Here is a 16,880-nt window from a genome sequence, read left to right on the forward strand (position 1 = left end):
CTTTCAGTAGCCCAACAGGGACACGCCCAGGCCGCTGCGCCGCGCGCGGCTGCTGACGGTCACCGGGCCTTTGTTGATTTCGCGGCTGGCGTAGTAGGCCAAGGCCACCGCCACGGCAGCATCGCCGTGACGCTTGCCCTTGTCCTCGCCGGTCGATCGCACGTCTGGAATCCGGGGCACACCGCGCACCATCTGCACGGCCCGCAGGTCGGCCAGCACGTCGGCGTCCTTGGCCAGGTCATCCAAGGTGCCGTCTTCCAGCGCAGCCTTCACGGGCGGCATGTTCTCGCGGTACCAGGCTTCGGTCAGCATCACCTGCTGAATGCGACTGACGCCATAGCGCTGCATCGCCACCTCTGCCAGGTACTGGCCGTTGCCACGCGCGTCGAACGCACCGCCCATGAAGCGCGGGAGGCGGTCGAGCAGGTAGAACGCGATCTGCTCCTGCTGGCGGAATGGCACGTTGCGCAGCTCCACCATGAAGGGGCAGCGGCGCACCAGGTTCTGGTGCTGCAGCAGGGGCACGTGCACCGACAGGTCGCCGCTGCGGCCAAAGTCCTCGCCGTCAAAGCTCAGCACGTCGGTGGGCAGCTTCTCCAGCAGCGGCAGCATCTGGGCCTCCAGCCAGTCGCGGGCCTCGGCCGCGCGGATGTGGTCTGCCAGCACCTCGAAGCCCGGCTTGCATTCCCAGCGCAGCACCGGCGTGTTGGCCGACATGCGCGATTCGATCAGCGCCCGGCTCAACCAGGCACCACCCGAGTTGGCGGGAATGCAGTCCAGCTCCTCGGCCGCACCGTCGCCGTAGAACGAATAGACACCAGCCATCCATTCGGCCTCGTCCTCGGCCGTCCACGCCTTGCCCAGGCGCATGCACACGCGGCGGTACAGACCATCGGCCACCGCCTCCTGAAAGGTCACCCGGTGCACGGTGCCCTTGCGGCGGCCGGCACGAATCTCGGTCACCAGCTCATTGAACGGGTTCTCGGTGCCGTTGTGGGTGCTGATCACCCGCACCTTGCCGCCCCAGATCAGCATGGCCATGGCCGCCTTGAGCAGCTCGCCCAGCTGGTCGTGGAAGGCTGCTTCGTCGATCACGATGATCCCTTGCCGGCCGCGCAGGTTGCTGGGCCGGCTGGACAAGGCCACGATGCGAAAGCCCGAGGGAAAGCGGATCGTGTAGGTCTTGATCGCCTTGTCTTCCTCGCTCTCACCGTCCCAAAAGCCGCCCTCAATTTCGCCCGCCGCGCGGTTGAACACCCTGGCCCACATCGCGCAGGCCTGGATGTATTCAATCGTCATATCCTGGTTGTAGGCGATGTAGTAGACGTTCTGCCCACCCGCGCTGCGCTCGCTGGCAGAGGTCAGCACGTTGTCCGAAGCCTCCGCCCAGGTCAGGCCGGTGCGGCGCGACTTTTCTTCGACTTTCAAGGGCGACGTGTCGGCCACCCAGCGCTGCTGGTAGCCCATCAGCACCGCAGGGGGCGCGGCAGCAAGCGCCGTGTTGGGGACTTCGAACGGAACGCTCATGGCTTATTTCTTCTTGCCGACCACGTAGATCACGCCAGCCACAACCAGGCCGCCCGCGATGTAGGGCGCGTAACCCATGCCCACCAGCAGCCACCAAAACCATTCTGGATATCCGTGCATGCGATCCTCCGTTGTTACCCGGCGATGCCGAGAATCTCGCGCCTGATCTGTTCGGCGGCTTCGCCCGACAGGCCACCACTCTTGGCGATCTTTTCGACGCTGGCCGCAGCGGCCTGTGCGCGGTCGCGCACCTCGCTCTGGAACTTCTTGAGCCCCACGCTGGACCGGGTCAGCGTGGCGATGTTCTTGGCCGCGCTGCTCAGCATGGCCACACGGTCGGCCGGGTCGGCGTCCGGGTCGTCGGCTTCCTGCAGGCTCAGGATGGCTTCGAACAGTTCGGTCTGCACCAGGGCCGTCAATGCCTCGCTGCGGGCGTCGTCGTTGTCGCCGGCCTGGGCCTGGATCAACTTGGCTGCCTCGGTGCTGGCCCGGATGGCCGAGAGGCGCCGCTCGAGCTTCTGACCGTAGCGGTGCACCGCGCTTCTGCTGGGCAAGTCGCCCGCCTGGTCGTGGGCCGGGAAGCGGGCGCGTAGGTCATCCAGCAGCTCGGCCAAGGTCAACTTGCCTTCGGCCAGCTTGCCCTCGATGTAGGTTTTAACGTCCGCCGGCAGGCGGGCGATGGTGGACTTGCGGCCCATCTCAAACCTTGGGCGGACGCATGATGCCCGGCTCTACAGCCACCGTGTATTCAGCCACGTCAATGCCATGGCGCGTCAAGTCGGCGCTCAGTTGTCCCAACGGGTCGGTGAACACCTTCATCAGCTCCCGGCTCTCCAGGTAGTCCAGCTCGCGCCGCACTTCCAGTTCGGTGGCATCCGGGTATTCAGCCTGCACCACCTGCACCAGAAATCGCAGCAGCGATACCGTGGGCCGGTTGATGTTGGCCGCCAGCAGCAGCAGCCAGCGGATGAACTCGCGCCGCGAACGCGCGGCCTGCAGCCGGATGTGATCTTCATTCATGGTTTTTCTGGCCTTTCAGCAAGATGTTTTCAAAGCGCATCGACATCGCATCCAGCTTGGCCATGATGGTCGCCACCGCCTGCACGTAGTCCTCGCGCCGCACGTAGTTCAAAGGCAGCTCGGCCTTCAGGTTGAGCAACTCGCGCTCGGCCCGCTGCCAGTTGTTTGACTCATCCCGGTTGGCCTGCTCAATTTTTTCCAGGCGGCTGTTCTGTGCGGCAAACGCCGCGTCGATGTGGCTCAGTTGCTGTGCCAGCAGCGCCTTCACCAGGCCAAAAAAGAAGCCAAGCAACGTGAGGCACAGGGTGATCACATGCCAAAGTTCAAGTTGTACGGTCATGGGGTGGGCTCTTGTTGCTGGGACGTAGTTGGCTTCCAGTCGATCAGGGCGTCGAGCCTGGCGCGGCACTGCTCGTACCTGGCTCCGGCAGTGACAATCCACTGTCCAACCTCGGTGTCGGTGCTGTGCTGCTCGGCAGCGGCGGCAGCGGCGGCATGCGCTCCAGCAGCGCTGCCGGTGGGCGCGGGCAAACGAGCGGGCCCATCGACCCGGACACCTGGGGCGCCGTCGAGCACGCGCAAAGCGCGGCTGTCAAAACAAGTGCGGCCAGTCGTGGCCTTGCGGATCGCATCATTTCGTTCTCGCTCCAGTTGGTCGGTTGATCGAAGGGCTTCGTGTAGGCGCGCCGTCAGGGCGTCGCCCAGCGCCTGGGCCGCCTGCAGGTCGCGCGCAGCGGCCATGGCGGCGAGCTTGTGGCTCTCGGCCACCGCAGCTTTGTGGGTTGCCAGCTCTACCTGCAGGGGCGCACGGCCCAGCGTGTAGCCGGCCCATGCGCCGGCCCCCGTGCCCGCCGCCAGTGCCAGCAGGGGCACCAGGTAGGCAAATGCACGGTAGGCCGCTTGAAACCCCAACCGCACCGCAATCCAGTTGAACAAGGTCAGCATCAGTCGCCCCCTCGGTTGGGCGACAGCGTCAAACCCCATGCCTGGTAGCGCGGCTGCAGCATCCCCAAAATGCGCGCCGGGTAGCCGAGGTTTTCTTTGCAATGAGAAGCGTGGCGCTTGGCCTGCCCGCAGGCCACCGCCACTTGCTCAATGGTGGGCTGTGGCAAGCCCGTGGCGCGGGCCTCGGCTTGCCAGTGGCCCAGGCCACCGTTGTAGGCGCGCAGCGCCACATGCATCCGGTCGTACGCGCTGTAGCGGCCAGGGGCACGGTCAAACAGCCATTTGTCGTAGCCCACCAAGGCACGCAGCGCCCAGGTGGGGTTATGCGGCTGGCATTGCTCGGGCGTCAGCTTGTTCGCCTCGCACCACCAGGTGGCGGTGCCCGGCATGAATTGCCCCAGCCCGCGTGCACCCACGCGGCTCACGGCTTGCGGGTCCCAGGCGCTCTCCTGGTGCACCTGCGCGGCCAGCACAGCCAGCCGTGCATGTCTTGACTGGCGCCGACCTGGCCGGTGTTGCTGAAGAAAAGCAGCTGTCGCCAGCCGTCCACGTGGTTTACCAGGGTGCCCGGGTGGAAGAAGCCCGCTCCGACGGAAAGGCCGCTCGTTTCGCTCAGACCTGGTTGACAGTGGTTTCCGTGCGCAACACCAAGGCGCTCAAGGCAGGCGACGCCGCACGCGGCGGCGCGGGGCGCCTGGCCCACCAGGTGCTGTTGGCCCTGATGGGCTTCAAAGCGCCAAGCGCTGCTGGGCCTCTGGTGCCCGTGTCTGGGCCAGCCGCTCGTTACAGCGGTGGCCACCAGTACCTGCCCCTCGCGTTCAGCGCAGAGGTGGTTGTCAAGCAACCGACCTGAAAACCCTTTTACCTACAGAGAACAGGACTTCACCATGTTGACCTCTCGCATTTTCCGTCCCGTCATGAATGCAGGCGTGGTCTACGCCCGCGCGCTGAACGCCGCTGTGCCCATGCAGTCCATCGGCGGCATCGAAGAGCTGGTGCTGAACATTGAAGAAGACACCATCAAACAAGCCGACTACAGCCGTGGCGGCGGTGGCACGCGCGCGCAGGTCAAGCGCGTAAAGTCCGTGGGCATGGCCGCCAAGTTGCAGGACCTGAACATGGTCAACCTGGCCCGCGCCGTGTTTGGCTCGGCGAGCGCCGTCGCGGCGTCCACTGTGACGGGCGAAGCGGTTACGGCCTACAAAGGCGGCCTGATCCGTCTGGCACACATCCAGCCGACCACCGTGGTGGTGAAGCAGGCATCGACCGTGATCGCACCGGCCGGCAATTACGAAGTGCGGCCTGAAGGCATCTTCGTGCTGGATGACGCGGCGGACATCGACGACGCCGACGCACTGACGGTGGACTATGCCTTTGGTGGGTACGACCTGATCCAGGCACTCACCGGTGCCGCGCCCATTCTGGAAATGGCCTACGCCGGGGTGAACGAGGCGGCCGACGGCGCGCCGAGCGTGGTGGACCTGTTCCGCGTGCAAATGGGCGCCACCAAGGGCTTCGGCCTGATCGACAAGGAATTCGGCACGCTCGACATCGAGGGTGAAGTCCTGCTGGACCCGACCAAGAGCGGGGCCGGCGTGAGCCGCTTCTTCCGCGTTCAGATGGTCTGAGTCGGCTTGTGGCGCCAGGTGGTGGCCGCGCCACCCGGCGCCCGTCACCGCCTGCGCCATGACAGGCACCAAGTTCACCCAACGCCCTCCAGATCATCATGGCCATCAAGCCCATCGAAATTCTCATCAAGGCCCGTGATGAGGCGTCGGCCGTTTTCAAGAGCCTGGGCGGCAACGCGTCAAAAAGCACCGACCAGATCGGAATAAGCGCGGAGGCCGTCGGCGGCGCCTTGACAAAGCTGGCCGCGTCGATTGCGGCCGGCTTCACACTGTCGAGCCTGACCGAAGCCGCAGACGCCTACAACAACCTGGCCTCGCGCATCAAGCTGGCCACCGGCGAGGGCGCGGCTTTCACCGAGGCTATGGCCGGCGTCGAACAGGTCGCCGTGGACACCCGCAGCAGCCTGGAAGCCACTGGCACGCTGTTCACCCGGATCGCGCAGGCGGGCAAAGACTTGGGTGTGTCTCAGCGTGAAGCCCTGGACCTGACGCGCACGATCAACCAGGCAATTCAGTTGTCCGGGGCAAGCGCCACGGCATCGGATGCGGCGATCACGCAGCTGATTCAAGGCCTGCAGTCGGGTGTGCTTCGCGGCGAAGAATTCAACTCCGTGATGGAGCAGGCACCGCGCCTGGCGCAAGCGCTGGCGGCCGGGCTGCAGGTGCCGATCGGCGATCTGCGCAAGCTGGCCGAACAAGGGCAGCTGACCAGCGATACGGTGATCCGCGCGCTGCGTGGGCAATCTGACACAGTGGCCAGCGAATTCGCCAAGCTGTCGCCGACCGTGGGTGGGGCGCTGACCAACCTTTCGACGGCCTGGACCGTATACGTTGGGAACGTGGACAAGGCAACGGGCGCCAGCCGCAGCGCATCGGATGCAATCAACTTCTTGGCGAAGAACCTGGAAACGGTCGCAGGCATCCTGATCGACGTGGGCCAGGCGGCTGCGGCGTTCGCCGCGCTGAAGCTGGCTCAGCAGTTCCTTGGCATCGGCACAGCCGCCAAAGTGGCTGCCGTCGAAATGGCAGCGGCCAGCACGCAGATCGCGGCAGTGGGCACGGCCAGCACGGCGGCAGGCGCCAACGTCGGACGGTTCACAGCAGCGCTGTCAACGCTGAAAACCTTTTCGCTGGTTGCGATCTTGGTAAACGCGAAGGACATTGGCACAGCCATCGGCGAGTGGGCCGCACAACTGGCTGGATACAAAGACCGCAGCGACGAAATCATCGAACAAGAACGCGTCCAGAAGTCGATCCTTGAAGAGAACAACAAGCTGCGTCAGCGGCAACGCGACCTGGATTTGGCGAACAGGGATTCGACGCTGGAAATCGGCAAGGCCGCACGCGCCAGCCTGACAGAGTTTGAAAAGCTGACGAAGGAAGGCAAGAGCAGCAGTGACGCCATCAACACGATCGGCAAAGACTTTGACTTGTCCACGCTGCCTGGCATCAAGAATGCCGCCACGGTACTCGACGAACTGAAGCGCACCGGCCAGATCACCGCCGAGCAGTTCCAAGCCGCATGGGCCAAGGCACTGGACGGCCAAGACCTGGCCAAGTTCCAGACCATGGCCATGGCCGCCCTCGATCAAACGGCGATCGGCGCGCGGCGGATTGCCGAGGTCATGGACGTCTCCCTGCGCACGGCGATCGACCGAACCGGGCTTGACTTCAATCGCATCAGCACCGGCATGTCCAAGGCCTCGGTCAGCGCGTTGAACGACATCGACACGTTGATCGAAGGCATGGACAAGATGAGGGCGCAAGGCATTGATGTCGGGAAGGTGCTGGAGGCCAGTATCTCGAACGGTATCAAGACCGCGCAGTCGCAGAAGGAGCTCGAGGCCTTGCGCGACCGCGTGAAAGAGGTGCGCGACCAGCTGGGCGACAAGGTGGCCGATAGCTTCCTGAAGCAGATCGAGGGCGAACTACAAAAGCTGGACCCGAAATTCAAGGAGCTGCAGGAGTCTTTCGCGCGCCTGGGCATCAAGATGCGCGACGACTCCGAGGCAACGGCCTCGCAGCTGCGCCGCGACTACGAAAAGGCGGCGTATTCGGGCAAGGCATCGGCCGAGGAGCTGACCAAAGCCTGGATCAAGATGGCCGAAACGCAGATCAGGGAAAACGGTGGTGTGGTGTCCGATCTGCTGCGCACCGAGGCGGCGGCAAGAGGTCTGGCAATTTCGTTTGATGACGTCGGCAGGGCAAGCATAACGGCGGCCACATCGGCGGCGCAAGGCTGGGTCAACACGAACAAGACGCTTGCGGAAACTGAAACATACCTGGACCGCATCGCCAAGCGAAACGCGGATGTCAAGAGCCAGTTGCAAGGGACCGCCTACAACGCCGAAGGCTTCGCACTGGACAGTAGCGGCGGGGTGCTTCAGATGGCCATGCCCGACACCTATGTTCCCAATTTTCTGCCCAATGGAAAGCGCAACGTAGATTACTTGAACCAGGGCGAAATCATGCAGCGCGTCAGCAGCGGCGCAGGATTTGAAGCCACAGCAGCGATTGGTTTGCCTGCACCATCAAGCGGAACGCAAGCCGTCGGCGGGACAGTCCAACCGGTGAACATCAACATCAACGGCGCACGCAGCACCGTGAACGTGGCCAGCGCCAGCGACGCCGCCGCGCTGGAAGGCGTGTTGCGTCAACTCACCAACGACGCGGCCCGAACATGATTACTTTGACTGACACGTCGACCACTCTCGACCTACCCGACGATCTTTTCTGGATGGATGAATTCACCTGGTCCGCAACTGTGCAAACAGCAGAGCGCTCGGTGAACGGCCAGCTGATTGTTCAAGTTGGTCAGCGCATCGGCGGCCGGCCCATCACCTTGACGGCCATCGACCGCCAGTCAGCATGGATCGCGCGGTCCACCCTGGAGCAGCTCGCAGCGTGGGGAGACATCCCCGGCCTGCAGCTCACATTGAGCATTCGTGGCATTCCTAGGACGGTGGTCTTTCGCGCCAACGAGGGCAAGGCGATTGAAGCCCAGCCGGTGATGCACTTCTCCGACGTCGATCCCACCGACTGGTACACGGCCACCCTCAATTTCATGGAAGTCGAAGCATGACCATCAACCTCTCCGACATCAAACTGCTCGAATCCGAGCGCATGAGCGACGCTGCCAATGGCGGCGGCCGACGCACGTCCCGTGTCATCGTGGACGGTGAACCTGGAAACATCTTCCCCAAAATTGGCCGAGTGGGAGGCGTGTACGGCCGTGTGAATCTGCGCAAGGTCTTCGGCGCCGTGGTCACCGCCAACCTGGATGTTTACGCGGATGCCCACGCCATCATCACCGACGCACCCGACGATCCGAAGATCCACAACAACCTGTTCAGCACGGGTAGCGACTACGACACCCGCACCGCCGCGCGCGACCGCATTGAATCCTACGTGGTGGCCGGGCCTGAGAGCCGCATGGTGCTGTACGGGCGGCAGTTGGTGGGCCAGCAGGCCGTGCTGGTGTACCAGCGTGTTGAGGAACCGCTGCCTGAGGTGGGGGAGGTCTACTGCTTGAGCAAGGAAGTTGGCAGCGTCACGAACTACCAGCAGTTTGTGCGGGTTGGCGACATCACGCATGAGGTGCGCACCTTCACCGATGCTTCAGGCGAGTTTCAACGTCGCCTGATCACGCTGGAAATCGGTGCGCCGCTGCGCTACGAGTTCCGAGGCCCGGATACACCCAGCCGCACCACCAGCGTGGCGCGTGAATCGCTGGTGCGTGGTACCACGGTGGCGGATGCCTCACGCTACTTCGGCATCCGACCTCTGGCCGAGGCCGCTGATGAAGACGATTTGACCATCCGCGTGGATTCGGTCTATTCGCCCATCGTGCCGACCACCCAACGTGAAAGCCCGATCAGCTTGGCCAGCATTGGCGGGGCGGGTGGGTATGTTCTGACTGCGCCGAGTGGTTTTTCCGTCGGAAGTTCGTTCTTGGGCGGTTTTGGTGGGAGCTACTATTTCTCCCGAGGCATTAAGCCTGGCACGCTCGTGGTGAGTAAAGGCGCCACGGTCATGGCGACGGACGATGGTAGCGGGCTTGTTGTGCCAACGGCAGCCGGCGCAGCGTCCGGATTTGACTATGCCGGCGCCGTGGACTACGCATCCGGCGCTGTCACGGGTCTGGTCACCTTTGTCAGCGACTCGATTGGTTTTTCCGCGTTGCCCGCGACCGAGGTTTCGCAGCCTGCCCGCACCAAAGAAATCGAAATCACGCTGGGCAATCGGGGCACCGTTTACAGCGAAGTGCTGAACCCGCTGCCGAACCCGGGCAGCGTGATCGTGGACTATCGTGCCCTGGGAAAGTGGTATCGACTGCGCGACGACGGCACCGGGGCGGTGTCTGGCAATGACCCAACGTATGGCACTGGTACGGTGGACTACGTGACCGGCGCGCTTGTTTTCACTCTGGGTGCGCTGCCCGATGTCGAGTCGTCTATTCCGATTTCTTGGGGTTCGACGGTCGACTACGTGATCCGAGCGGGGGCGACACAAGACACTGGAAGCGCCACGTCCTTTCGTCAGTCGCTCACGCTCACTCATTTGCCCATCGAGCCGTCTTCGTTAGAACTCCAGTTCATCAGCGGCGGAACTGCGTACACGGCCACGGCCAACGGCAGCGGCGTGTTCAGCGGCAACGGCGTCACTGGTACGGTCGATCACAGCACGGGCGCCGTCGAAATCACCTACACGACGCGTAAGCCTGACGTGGCGAGCATTGTTACCGCTGACTACAACCAGCAGCTTGAGGACAACCCGGCTGCACCGGTCAACGTCGCCAATGAGGTGTTCGACATCGAACTGGACGTGCCGAAGTCCTTGGGCTTCGCTCCGGTCAGGACGGGTTCATTCCGTATGAGGCTCCCTGCGACTGCCACGACAGACTATGGGCTCGTGTCGGGGCAGGTGCAAGTTTTTGATGACGGGTTCGGCCAAATAAAGACCACAGCAAACCATTTCGGGGCGTCCCCCGCTGGCGGTGTGAGCTTCTACACGAAAAGCAACGTGGTGGTCGGAACTATCGACTACGCCACAGGCGTTGTGGAATTGACGACATTGGACGTGACGGTTGGGGGGCAGTATTACACCGTCGAAAATGGGATCAGCATCGTGGGCTGGCAGACTGCCGAGTACCCCGCAGCGATCAACGACACGCTGACTGGCGAGGCGTTCTACGTCAACACGGGTGGATCGTCGGTGCAGACGGCACGCACAGATGAGTTTTCAACCGCAGACGACCCGATCTTTGTTGACCTGACAGCCACCGTCGCGCAACCAATCGTCCCTGGCTCTGTGCTGTTCACCTTGACTGGCAACAGCAGCGCACAGTTCTTCGATCGCAATGGTGTGCTCTACACCGCGCTCAACCCGGCGAACGGCTCGGCAACCGTGGCCGGATCTATCGATTACGAAACGGGTCGAGCCTATCTGACCAACGGGCACAACGTCGGCATGGTCGGTTCCACCCCAGTGTCGATTGCGGTCAACGCCTGCCTGACGCAGATTGGTCAGTTCACCACCGTCGATGCGTTCTTCCGCACGGCCGGCTCGCCCCTGCGCCCAGGGTCGCTCTACATTCAGGCCACGACCATCGATGGGGCCTTGCTGTCTGCCACGGCCGATGCGAATGGTGTCATCTCAGGCACCAAGGTTCGCGGTGAGGTGGTGCAGGACATGGGTGTCGTGCGCGTTGAGTTTGGTGAGGTCGTGGCGGGTGAGTGGGTTCCCACCCCGGTGTTCCCTAACACCTTGCGCTACAGCGCCGTCGTGCTCTCCAACTTGCCGCTGAACGCCGACATTTTGGGCCTCGATCCAGTGCGCCTGCCGAGCGACGGGCGCGTGCCGATCTACCGGCCCGCCGACGTGGTGGTGATTCATCACACCGACAGCGAGGAACTGACCAATCCAGTCGGGGCGGGCGCTTCCTACGGCGTTGGCCGCACCGACCTGGCCGAGCTGTGGCTGATAGATGCCGATGGCGAGCGCGTGCCGACCACAAAGTACACCGTCAACTTGGCCGCCGGCAGCGTGACCATGGCCGCCGATCTGGACCTGACCGGCTACACCCAGCCGCTGACCGCGCGCCACCGCATTGAGGAAATGCAGTTGCTCAGCGATGTGCAGATCAATGGCACGCTGGGCCTGACCGCCGCGCTGTCGCGCGAGTTCCCGATGGGGTCGCTGGTTTCCAGCGCGCTGCTGTTCGGTGACATGCAGGCCAGCGTGCCGGTTCTGTTCGACCTGGCCACCTTCACCACCTGGTCGGACACGCCAGGCAGCGGCGCTACCGCGCAATACAACGATGTGGATTACCCCATCGAGGTGTTGAACAACGGCGCGCAGACCGACCGCTGGCGCATCCACTTTCTGACCGGCAACCCCAGCAGCGGCACCGCCAATTTCCAGGTCATCAGCGAGAACCTGGGCGTCATCGCCACGGGCAATACCGGCACCGACTGCGCCCCGGTCAACCTGCTGACCGGCGAACCGTATTTCGTGATCCGCGCGGACGGCTGGGGCCTGGGCTGGTCGGTCGGCAACCAGCTGCGCTTCAACACGCAGGCCGCTGCGGCGCCGATTTGGGTTGCCCGCACCGTGCTGCCCGGCGCCACGTTGGCCGGCGACAGCGTTTCTATTTCTCTGCGCGGCGACGCCGACGCTTGACCACCTGAAAGGACAAACACATGGACGTCAAACTCAGCACTGCGGTGCGCCAGGCGATGGCTGTCGCTTTCATCGCTGAACTCGACGCGGACACCAATCCGGCCTATTTGGAGTTTTACACCGGCACCAAGCCAGCCGGCCCCGGTACGGCCGTCACCGATCAGGTGTTGCTTGGCACGGCCACCTGCAGCGCCACCAGCGCCACAGCTACTGCTGGCGTGGTCACGTTCAACGGCATCACGCAGGATGCTGCGGCAGATGCCAGTGGCACTGTCACCTGGGCGCGGGCACACGACGGTGCAGGTGTGCCGCACACCGACTACGACGTGACCAACAGCGCGGGTGATGGGGCTATCAAGGTCAACACCACAACCATCGTGGCCGGCGGCCCCATTGCCGTGACCAGCTTCACCGTCACCATGCCGGGGGCTTGATGTGACGACGATCAGCGGAATCTGCCGGGATGCTGCGGGTGATCCTGTTGCTGGCCGACTGGTACGTGTCGAGAGGTTGGACACGGGTGTGCAACTTGGGTCCGCTCTTTCAGGTGACGGAGTGACGGTACAAGGCGGAGACCCCAACTACAGCAATGTGTCGCTCCTGTTGCATGGCAACGGTGCAAACAACTCGACCACGTTTACAGACAGTGGCCCCGATGCTCGGACGGTGACGCGCAACGGCACAAACGTGGTGATCAGCACGACGCAGAGCAAGTTCGGCGGCGCGTCGATCTACCTGCCGGGGGGTTCGGGCGATTACTTGACTGCCGCAAGCAACGCGGATTTCGATTTCGGAACTGGTGATTTCACCATCGAATTTTGGGCGTATGCAACAAAGTCGCAGCCGCTGGATTTCTTGAATTTCATCAGTTCCGGGACAACTCGGCTTTTGATCTATCTAAACGGCGGCGAGTTGAGTTTTTGGGACACTACTGCGGGGGTAAATATTCAGGTCGCATACTCCTGGCCTAGTGGCGGAGCTTCATGGGTTCATTTCGCTTGGTGCCGAAGTGGAACAACTATGCGAGTTTTTGCAAACGGGGTGCTTCTGACCACACAGACTTACTCCGCCAGTTCCCCTAGCGGCTGCGATGTTCACATCGCGCGTTCGTGGACGGGCGGCGGCGGGCGCGAGTTCGGTGGGTACATAGACGACTTGCGCATCAAAAAGGGTGAGGCTCTTTACACGGCGGCGTTCACGCCACCTGCCGCTGAACTGCCGGGCGCTGGCACGCTGCTACCTGCTGGGGAATACAGCATCGACTGCGGCGCCTACACCGATGACGTGATCGTCTACCAGTACGACCCGGCTGACCTGACCATCAGGCCGCAAATCCACTTCTCCGAGCCGGTATGAGCTACACGCCGCCGGCGGGCAACGCGGTTGACTTCCAAGACGCAGCGGGGACGTACACGGCGCCCGCTGGGAACGCTGTCGATTTCCAGGATGAATCGGACGTCACTGACGTCATAGCCAGCGGTGCCGCCGTCCTTGGTGCGGTCACTGCGGTGGGGCAGGCTGCGCATGGCATCACGGCGGTGGGGGCGGCCATCATCGGCCCCGTCACTGCCGCTGGCGTGGTGGAGTTCACCAGCCCGGAGGTGTTTGTGGTGGGGGCGGCCATCATCGGCCCCGTCACGGCAGCGGCGTTGGCAAGCCATGGCGTGGCTGCAGTCGGTGCGGCTGTCCTGGGGCCAGTTGGCGCGGCCGCGCAGGCTGGGCACGGCCTTTCGGCTGTGGGCGCTGCGTTCATTGGGCCGCTGTCGGCGGCTGGTGTGGCGGCGCACGGCATTGCTGGCGCCGGGGCGGCTGTCATCGCGCCCATCACTGCGGCGGGGGTGGCCTTGCACCCGCGCTACAGCCTCAAGGGTGAAGTGCGCGACGGCGTGCTGGTCAACCGGCTGGTGCGCGCCTACCGGCTCGACACCGGTGCGCTGGTGGGTGAGCAGTCAACCACGGCGGGCCGCTTCGACATCCATGCAGGCTTCGTCCAGCGCGAGCACTACATCCTGCCGCTGGACATGAGCGAGGGCGCCAACGATTGGTTGCCGCCCACGGCGAACCATGTGCTCTCTGAGCTGGCGGTGGACTGACCATGCCCGCCCAGTCCGGTGCATCCATCCTGCTGTCCTACGGGCCGCAGGGTGCCCAACAGTCAGGCGATGCCGTCTTGCTGCTGTACCAGGCTCCGGTTGTCTCGCGCCGGTTGTCGGCCACCACGCGTGCGCCTTGGGGCGCGTCTGCGCCTGTGTCGATGACGATCCGTGCGCGTCACGATCCGGTCACGGTGCTTGACAAGGAAACAGCCGCACCCTGGGGCACCGGCCAGGCCATGGACACCGAGCACGCTGCACCATGGGGCCGCATCACCGAGCGAGACACCGAGGCGCGTGCGCCGTGGGGCCGGTTTGATCGGGTGTTACAGCCGGAAAGCGAACTGCCCTGGGGTGTGGCGGCCAAGCGCGACCGCGAAGCCGATGCGCCGTGGGGTGCCTACGGCGCGAGGCTGCAGCCGATCACCCTGGCGCCGTGGGTGCGCAGCGCCAAGCGAGACGACGAGCGCTGCGCACCGTGGGGCGGCCCCATGCGGGCGCTTGGGCTTGGCGTGGTGGCCGCATTCAGCGCCAGCCGGCCAGCCGACCGCGAAACGCTGGTGCCGTGGTCGGTCTACTCGCGCCGCCTTGATCCGGGCTGGGGCATCCCCACGCCGCCCAACCCGATCCCCGAGCCGGGCGAAACCATCATCATCCCTGTGAGGGGGGTCTATATCGTGCAAAACGAAGTCTTGCTCACCCGGGTGGCCGGCGGCGCCACCATCCCCGCCACGCGCATGAATCTGGCCCTCGATGTCGATTCGTGGACGTGGAGTTTCAGCGCCAGCGTGCCGGGCCAGTACCTGTCGCTTTTGGAGCCTTCTGGCGGTGCGGCGGTGGAGCTGGAAGCCATCATCAACGGTCAGCAGTTCCGCGTGCTGGCCGAGCGCCTGGCGCGTGACCGGGTGTTTGGCAACAGCAGTATCGCAGTCAGCGGCCGGGGCAAGGCCGCGTTGCTCGACTCGCCCTATGCCCCGCTGATGACCTTTGCCAACGACGAGGCCCGCACCATGGCGCAGTTGGCCGACGAAGCCCTGGTGTTCAACGGTGTGCCACTGGGTTGGACGGTGAACTGGGGCCTGACCGATTGGAGCGTGCCGGGTGGCGTGTGGAACCACCAGGGCAGCCACATGGGTGCGCTGGCCCGTCTGGCTGAGTCGGCGGGCGCCTACATCCGGCCCGACCCGCTGCTGCAGGAGTTGAACGTGCTGCACCGCTACCCCACCATGCCTGACACCTGGGCCAGCGCCACGCCCGACATTGAGCTGCCCGCCGCGTTGACGACCCGTGAGGGCATTGAGTGGCAGGACCGGGCCGACTACGACGCGGTGTATGTCTCGGGCCAGCAGGCCGGGGTGCTGGGCTTCGTCAAAAAGGCCGGCAGCGCCGGCACCACCTTTGCCCAAATGATCACCGACCCACTCATCACCCACGCCGACGCCGCCCGCCAGCGTGGACGGGCCATCCTGGGCAACACCGGCCGCAAAGCCGTCGTCACCCTGAGCCTGCCGGTGCTGGAAGAAACCGGCGTGATTGAACCCGGAAAGATGGTGCGCTACGTGGACGGCGCCACCACCCGCGTGGGGCTGGTGCGCAGCACCAATGTGGATGTGACCCACCCCAAGGTTGTCCAAACCATCGGAGTCGAAACCCATGTCTCGTAACCTGTACCGGGCCTTCCTCGACCTTATGCCCGCGCCCGCCTTGCTGGTGGGCGAGGTGGTGGCCTATGCCGACGGCGTGGCCGACATCGAATTGCCTGACGGCAACATCATCAAGGCGCGCGGCACCGCCACCGTGGGCGACCATGTGTTTGCCCGCAATGGGCTGATTGAGGGCGAGGCGCCCGCCTTGACGCCTGTGACGATTGAAGTTTGATCAGAGGCGCCCGCCAGAATCAAACAGGCCCCGCGAGGGGCCTGTCGTACATTGCTGTAGCGTAATTCTGTTTTCTGACATGAAATGCGTGAATGAGACCGAATATCGCGCCTACAGCGACTCAAATATCGCGGCGCGCTTCACGGGGCGTGTGGCAATACGCGGTAGCCACGGCGCGGGCACCCAGGGACATAACGAGCGATATCAAAAAGGCGCTCAAACCCCACATAAAGGAAAACCACCCGGCTATCACCGACCCGGTGGAGCTGGGCGAACTGTTGCGGGCCAGCATGGCCTACCGAGGCGGGCCAGTTATGCGGGTGGCCTTGAGGATGGCGGCGATCTTGTTTCAACGTCCTGGCAACCTGCGAACGATGCGCTGGGAGGATGTGGACATGGACAAGGGGCTTTGGGCCATACCCAGCGAGGACATGAAGCGCACGAAGGTGCAGAAGATCAACGGGCAGGCCCATACGGTGCCATTGCCACGGCAGGCGGTGGCCTTCTTGAAAGCCCTAGAGCCGTTGACTGGCGGCGGGGAATATGTGTTCCCTGGCCTGCGTGATCGGAAAGCCCCAATGTCTGAGGCCGGGGTGAATGCCGCGCTTCATGCCATGGGCTACAAGGGGCGGCATTGCTGGCACGGCTACCGAGCAACGGGCCGCACCATCCTGCGACAAGTGCTGAAGTACCCGACAGACGTAATCGAGGCCCAGCTAGCCCACAAAGGCCAGATCACCCACGGCGGCGCATACGACCGGGCAACACACATCGAGGAACGCGGCGAAATGCTGCAAACATGGGCCGACTACCTGGACAAGCTGGCCGCTGGTGCCGATGTGATCGAGTTCAAGCGGGCATGAATACCGCGATGCCCTGGCGCGGCTTGACCGGGGCGACAAGGCGGGGCAGACCAGTGCGGCACACTGGAAAGCCCCTGACCATCATCAAAACGGAGCTTTGAAAATGGCTGTTGAGACTGTAGCGGATACCCGCGAAAACTGCGATGCGTTGACCGGGCGGCTTGCCCAACTGCAAGCACAAATCACGCTGATCGCTGGTGAAGGTTTGGAGTCTTTCCAGTGCATGAATGACGAGTTGCAATCGG

The 16,880-nt window shown here is 63.8% G+C and carries 18 protein-coding genes; 11 read left to right on the forward strand and 7 right to left on the reverse strand.

Annotated features, from left to right (window positions below):
* Positions 1 to 3: 3 nt before the first annotated feature.
* The 6 genes from ACFQU0_RS05030 to ACFQU0_RS05055 form a co-directional block, all read right to left on the reverse strand.
* On the reverse strand, positions 4 to 1,527 hold the full coding sequence (locus ACFQU0_RS05030; protein WP_382199032.1) for a hypothetical protein: 1,524 nt from the start codon (positions 1,525 to 1,527) through the stop codon (positions 4 to 6).
* Positions 1,528 to 1,661: 134 nt separating this feature from the next.
* Positions 1,662 to 2,225, reverse strand: a complete 564-nt coding sequence (locus ACFQU0_RS05035) for a DUF3486 family protein (protein ID WP_382199033.1) — start codon at positions 2,223 to 2,225, stop codon at positions 1,662 to 1,664.
* A 1-nt stretch (position 2,226) separates the two neighbouring features.
* Positions 2,227 to 2,547 (reverse strand): hypothetical protein, encoded by a 321-nt coding sequence (locus ACFQU0_RS05040; RefSeq protein ID WP_382199034.1) that lies wholly within the window; start codon positions 2,545 to 2,547, stop codon positions 2,227 to 2,229.
* Entirely contained in the window at positions 2,540 to 2,887 is a 348-nt protein-coding gene (locus ACFQU0_RS05045) for a hypothetical protein (RefSeq protein WP_382199035.1), read from the reverse strand. Before ACFQU0_RS05045 ends, ACFQU0_RS05040 begins: the two co-directional genes overlap by 8 nt.
* On the reverse strand, positions 2,884 to 3,492 hold the full coding sequence (locus ACFQU0_RS05050; protein ID WP_382199036.1) for a hypothetical protein: 609 nt from the start codon (positions 3,490 to 3,492) through the stop codon (positions 2,884 to 2,886). Before ACFQU0_RS05050 ends, ACFQU0_RS05045 begins: the two co-directional genes overlap by 4 nt.
* Positions 3,492 to 3,965, reverse strand: a complete 474-nt coding sequence (locus ACFQU0_RS05055; RefSeq protein ID WP_382199037.1) for a transglycosylase SLT domain-containing protein — start codon at positions 3,963 to 3,965, stop codon at positions 3,492 to 3,494. The genes ACFQU0_RS05050 and ACFQU0_RS05055 overlap by 1 nt, the downstream gene beginning before the upstream one ends.
* Positions 3,966 to 3,973: 8 nt before the next feature.
* Between ACFQU0_RS05055 and ACFQU0_RS05060 the strand changes: the two genes are divergently transcribed.
* From ACFQU0_RS05060 to ACFQU0_RS05110, 11 genes are all read left to right on the forward strand, one after another.
* On the forward strand, positions 3,974 to 4,345 hold the full coding sequence (locus ACFQU0_RS05060) for a phage tail terminator protein (RefSeq protein ID WP_382199038.1): 372 nt from the start codon (positions 3,974 to 3,976) through the stop codon (positions 4,343 to 4,345).
* A 34-nt stretch (positions 4,346 to 4,379) separates the two neighbouring features.
* Complete coding sequence (locus ACFQU0_RS05065; protein ID WP_382199039.1) at positions 4,380 to 5,120, forward strand: phage tail tube protein; 741 nt, start codon at positions 4,380 to 4,382, stop codon at positions 5,118 to 5,120.
* Between the two features lie 98 nt (positions 5,121 to 5,218).
* Positions 5,219 to 7,804 carry a tape measure protein gene (locus ACFQU0_RS05070; protein ID WP_382199040.1) on the forward strand — a complete coding sequence of 862 codons (2,586 nt, stop codon included), beginning with the start codon at positions 5,219 to 5,221 and terminating at the stop codon, positions 7,802 to 7,804.
* Between the two features lie 53 nt (positions 7,805 to 7,857).
* Positions 7,858 to 8,202, forward strand: a complete 345-nt coding sequence (locus ACFQU0_RS05075; RefSeq protein WP_382199041.1) for a hypothetical protein — start codon at positions 7,858 to 7,860, stop codon at positions 8,200 to 8,202.
* Positions 8,199 to 11,801, forward strand: coding sequence for a hypothetical protein (locus tag ACFQU0_RS05080; protein WP_382199042.1), 3,603 nt, complete (start codon positions 8,199 to 8,201; stop codon positions 11,799 to 11,801). The genes ACFQU0_RS05075 and ACFQU0_RS05080 overlap by 4 nt, the downstream gene beginning before the upstream one ends.
* Before the next feature lie 20 nt (positions 11,802 to 11,821).
* Positions 11,822 to 12,235, forward strand: a complete 414-nt coding sequence (locus ACFQU0_RS05085; protein WP_382199043.1) for a hypothetical protein — start codon at positions 11,822 to 11,824, stop codon at positions 12,233 to 12,235.
* Between the two features lie 121 nt (positions 12,236 to 12,356).
* Positions 12,357 to 13,157 carry a LamG-like jellyroll fold domain-containing protein gene (locus ACFQU0_RS05090; protein WP_382199044.1) on the forward strand — a complete coding sequence of 267 codons (801 nt, stop codon included), beginning with the start codon at positions 12,357 to 12,359 and terminating at the stop codon, positions 13,155 to 13,157.
* A complete protein-coding gene (locus ACFQU0_RS05095; RefSeq protein WP_382199045.1) occupies positions 13,154 to 13,894 on the forward strand; it encodes a hypothetical protein in 741 nt (246 codons plus the stop codon). Before ACFQU0_RS05090 ends, ACFQU0_RS05095 begins: the two co-directional genes overlap by 4 nt.
* Before the next feature lie 2 nt (positions 13,895 to 13,896).
* Positions 13,897 to 15,558 carry a hypothetical protein gene (locus tag ACFQU0_RS05100; RefSeq protein WP_382199046.1) on the forward strand — a complete coding sequence of 554 codons (1,662 nt, stop codon included), beginning with the start codon at positions 13,897 to 13,899 and terminating at the stop codon, positions 15,556 to 15,558.
* Positions 15,548 to 15,772: a hypothetical protein gene (locus ACFQU0_RS05105; protein ID WP_382199047.1), complete on the forward strand. Its 225-nt coding sequence runs from the start codon at positions 15,548 to 15,550 to the stop codon at positions 15,770 to 15,772. Before ACFQU0_RS05100 ends, ACFQU0_RS05105 begins: the two co-directional genes overlap by 11 nt.
* Positions 15,773 to 15,864: 92 nt before the next feature.
* Positions 15,865 to 16,635 (forward strand): tyrosine-type recombinase/integrase, encoded by a 771-nt coding sequence (locus ACFQU0_RS05110; protein ID WP_382199048.1) that lies wholly within the window; start codon positions 15,865 to 15,867, stop codon positions 16,633 to 16,635.
* On the opposite strand, the gene ACFQU0_RS05115 is transcribed toward ACFQU0_RS05110, so the two are convergent.
* The coding region (locus ACFQU0_RS05115; RefSeq protein WP_382199049.1) for a hypothetical protein at positions 16,622 to 16,880 on the reverse strand (259 nt) is incomplete at its 5' end. The two genes, ACFQU0_RS05110 and ACFQU0_RS05115, sit on opposite strands and share 14 nt — an antisense overlap.

Origin of the sequence: Hydrogenophaga defluvii (genome assembly GCF_042665235.1) — a bacterium.
GTDB classification, from domain to species: domain Bacteria; phylum Pseudomonadota; class Gammaproteobacteria; order Burkholderiales; family Burkholderiaceae_C; genus Hydrogenophaga; species Hydrogenophaga defluvii_A.

Excerpts from the sequence above, each read along its gene's own strand:
- ACFQU0_RS05105 (WP_382199047.1), top strand. The coding sequence starts at position 15,548 with ATGTCTCGTAACCTGTACCGGGCCTTCCTCGACCTTATGCCCGCGCCC.
- ACFQU0_RS05070 (WP_382199040.1), top strand. The coding sequence starts at position 5,219 with ATGGCCATCAAGCCCATCGAAATTCTCATCAAGGCCCGTGATGAGGCG.
- ACFQU0_RS05075 (WP_382199041.1), top strand. The coding sequence starts at position 7,858 with ATGGATGAATTCACCTGGTCCGCAACTGTGCAAACAGCAGAGCGCTCG.
- ACFQU0_RS05080 (WP_382199042.1), top strand. The coding sequence starts at position 8,199 with ATGACCATCAACCTCTCCGACATCAAACTGCTCGAATCCGAGCGCATG.
- ACFQU0_RS05050 (WP_382199036.1), bottom strand. The coding sequence starts at position 3,492 with ATGCTGACCTTGTTCAACTGGATTGCGGTGCGGTTGGGGTTTCAAGCG.
- ACFQU0_RS05035 (WP_382199033.1), bottom strand. The coding sequence starts at position 2,225 with ATGGGCCGCAAGTCCACCATCGCCCGCCTGCCGGCGGACGTTAAAACC.
- ACFQU0_RS05085 (WP_382199043.1), top strand. The coding sequence starts at position 11,822 with ATGGACGTCAAACTCAGCACTGCGGTGCGCCAGGCGATGGCTGTCGCT.
- ACFQU0_RS05095 (WP_382199045.1), top strand. The coding sequence starts at position 13,154 with ATGAGCTACACGCCGCCGGCGGGCAACGCGGTTGACTTCCAAGACGCA.
- ACFQU0_RS05030 (WP_382199032.1), bottom strand. The coding sequence starts at position 1,527 with ATGAGCGTTCCGTTCGAAGTCCCCAACACGGCGCTTGCTGCCGCGCCC.
- ACFQU0_RS05045 (WP_382199035.1), bottom strand. The coding sequence starts at position 2,887 with ATGACCGTACAACTTGAACTTTGGCATGTGATCACCCTGTGCCTCACG.
- ACFQU0_RS05100 (WP_382199046.1), top strand. The coding sequence starts at position 13,897 with ATGCCCGCCCAGTCCGGTGCATCCATCCTGCTGTCCTACGGGCCGCAG.
- ACFQU0_RS05065 (WP_382199039.1), top strand. The coding sequence starts at position 4,380 with ATGTTGACCTCTCGCATTTTCCGTCCCGTCATGAATGCAGGCGTGGTC.
- ACFQU0_RS05110 (WP_382199048.1), top strand. The coding sequence starts at position 15,865 with ATGAGACCGAATATCGCGCCTACAGCGACTCAAATATCGCGGCGCGCT.
- ACFQU0_RS05040 (WP_382199034.1), bottom strand. The coding sequence starts at position 2,547 with ATGAATGAAGATCACATCCGGCTGCAGGCCGCGCGTTCGCGGCGCGAG.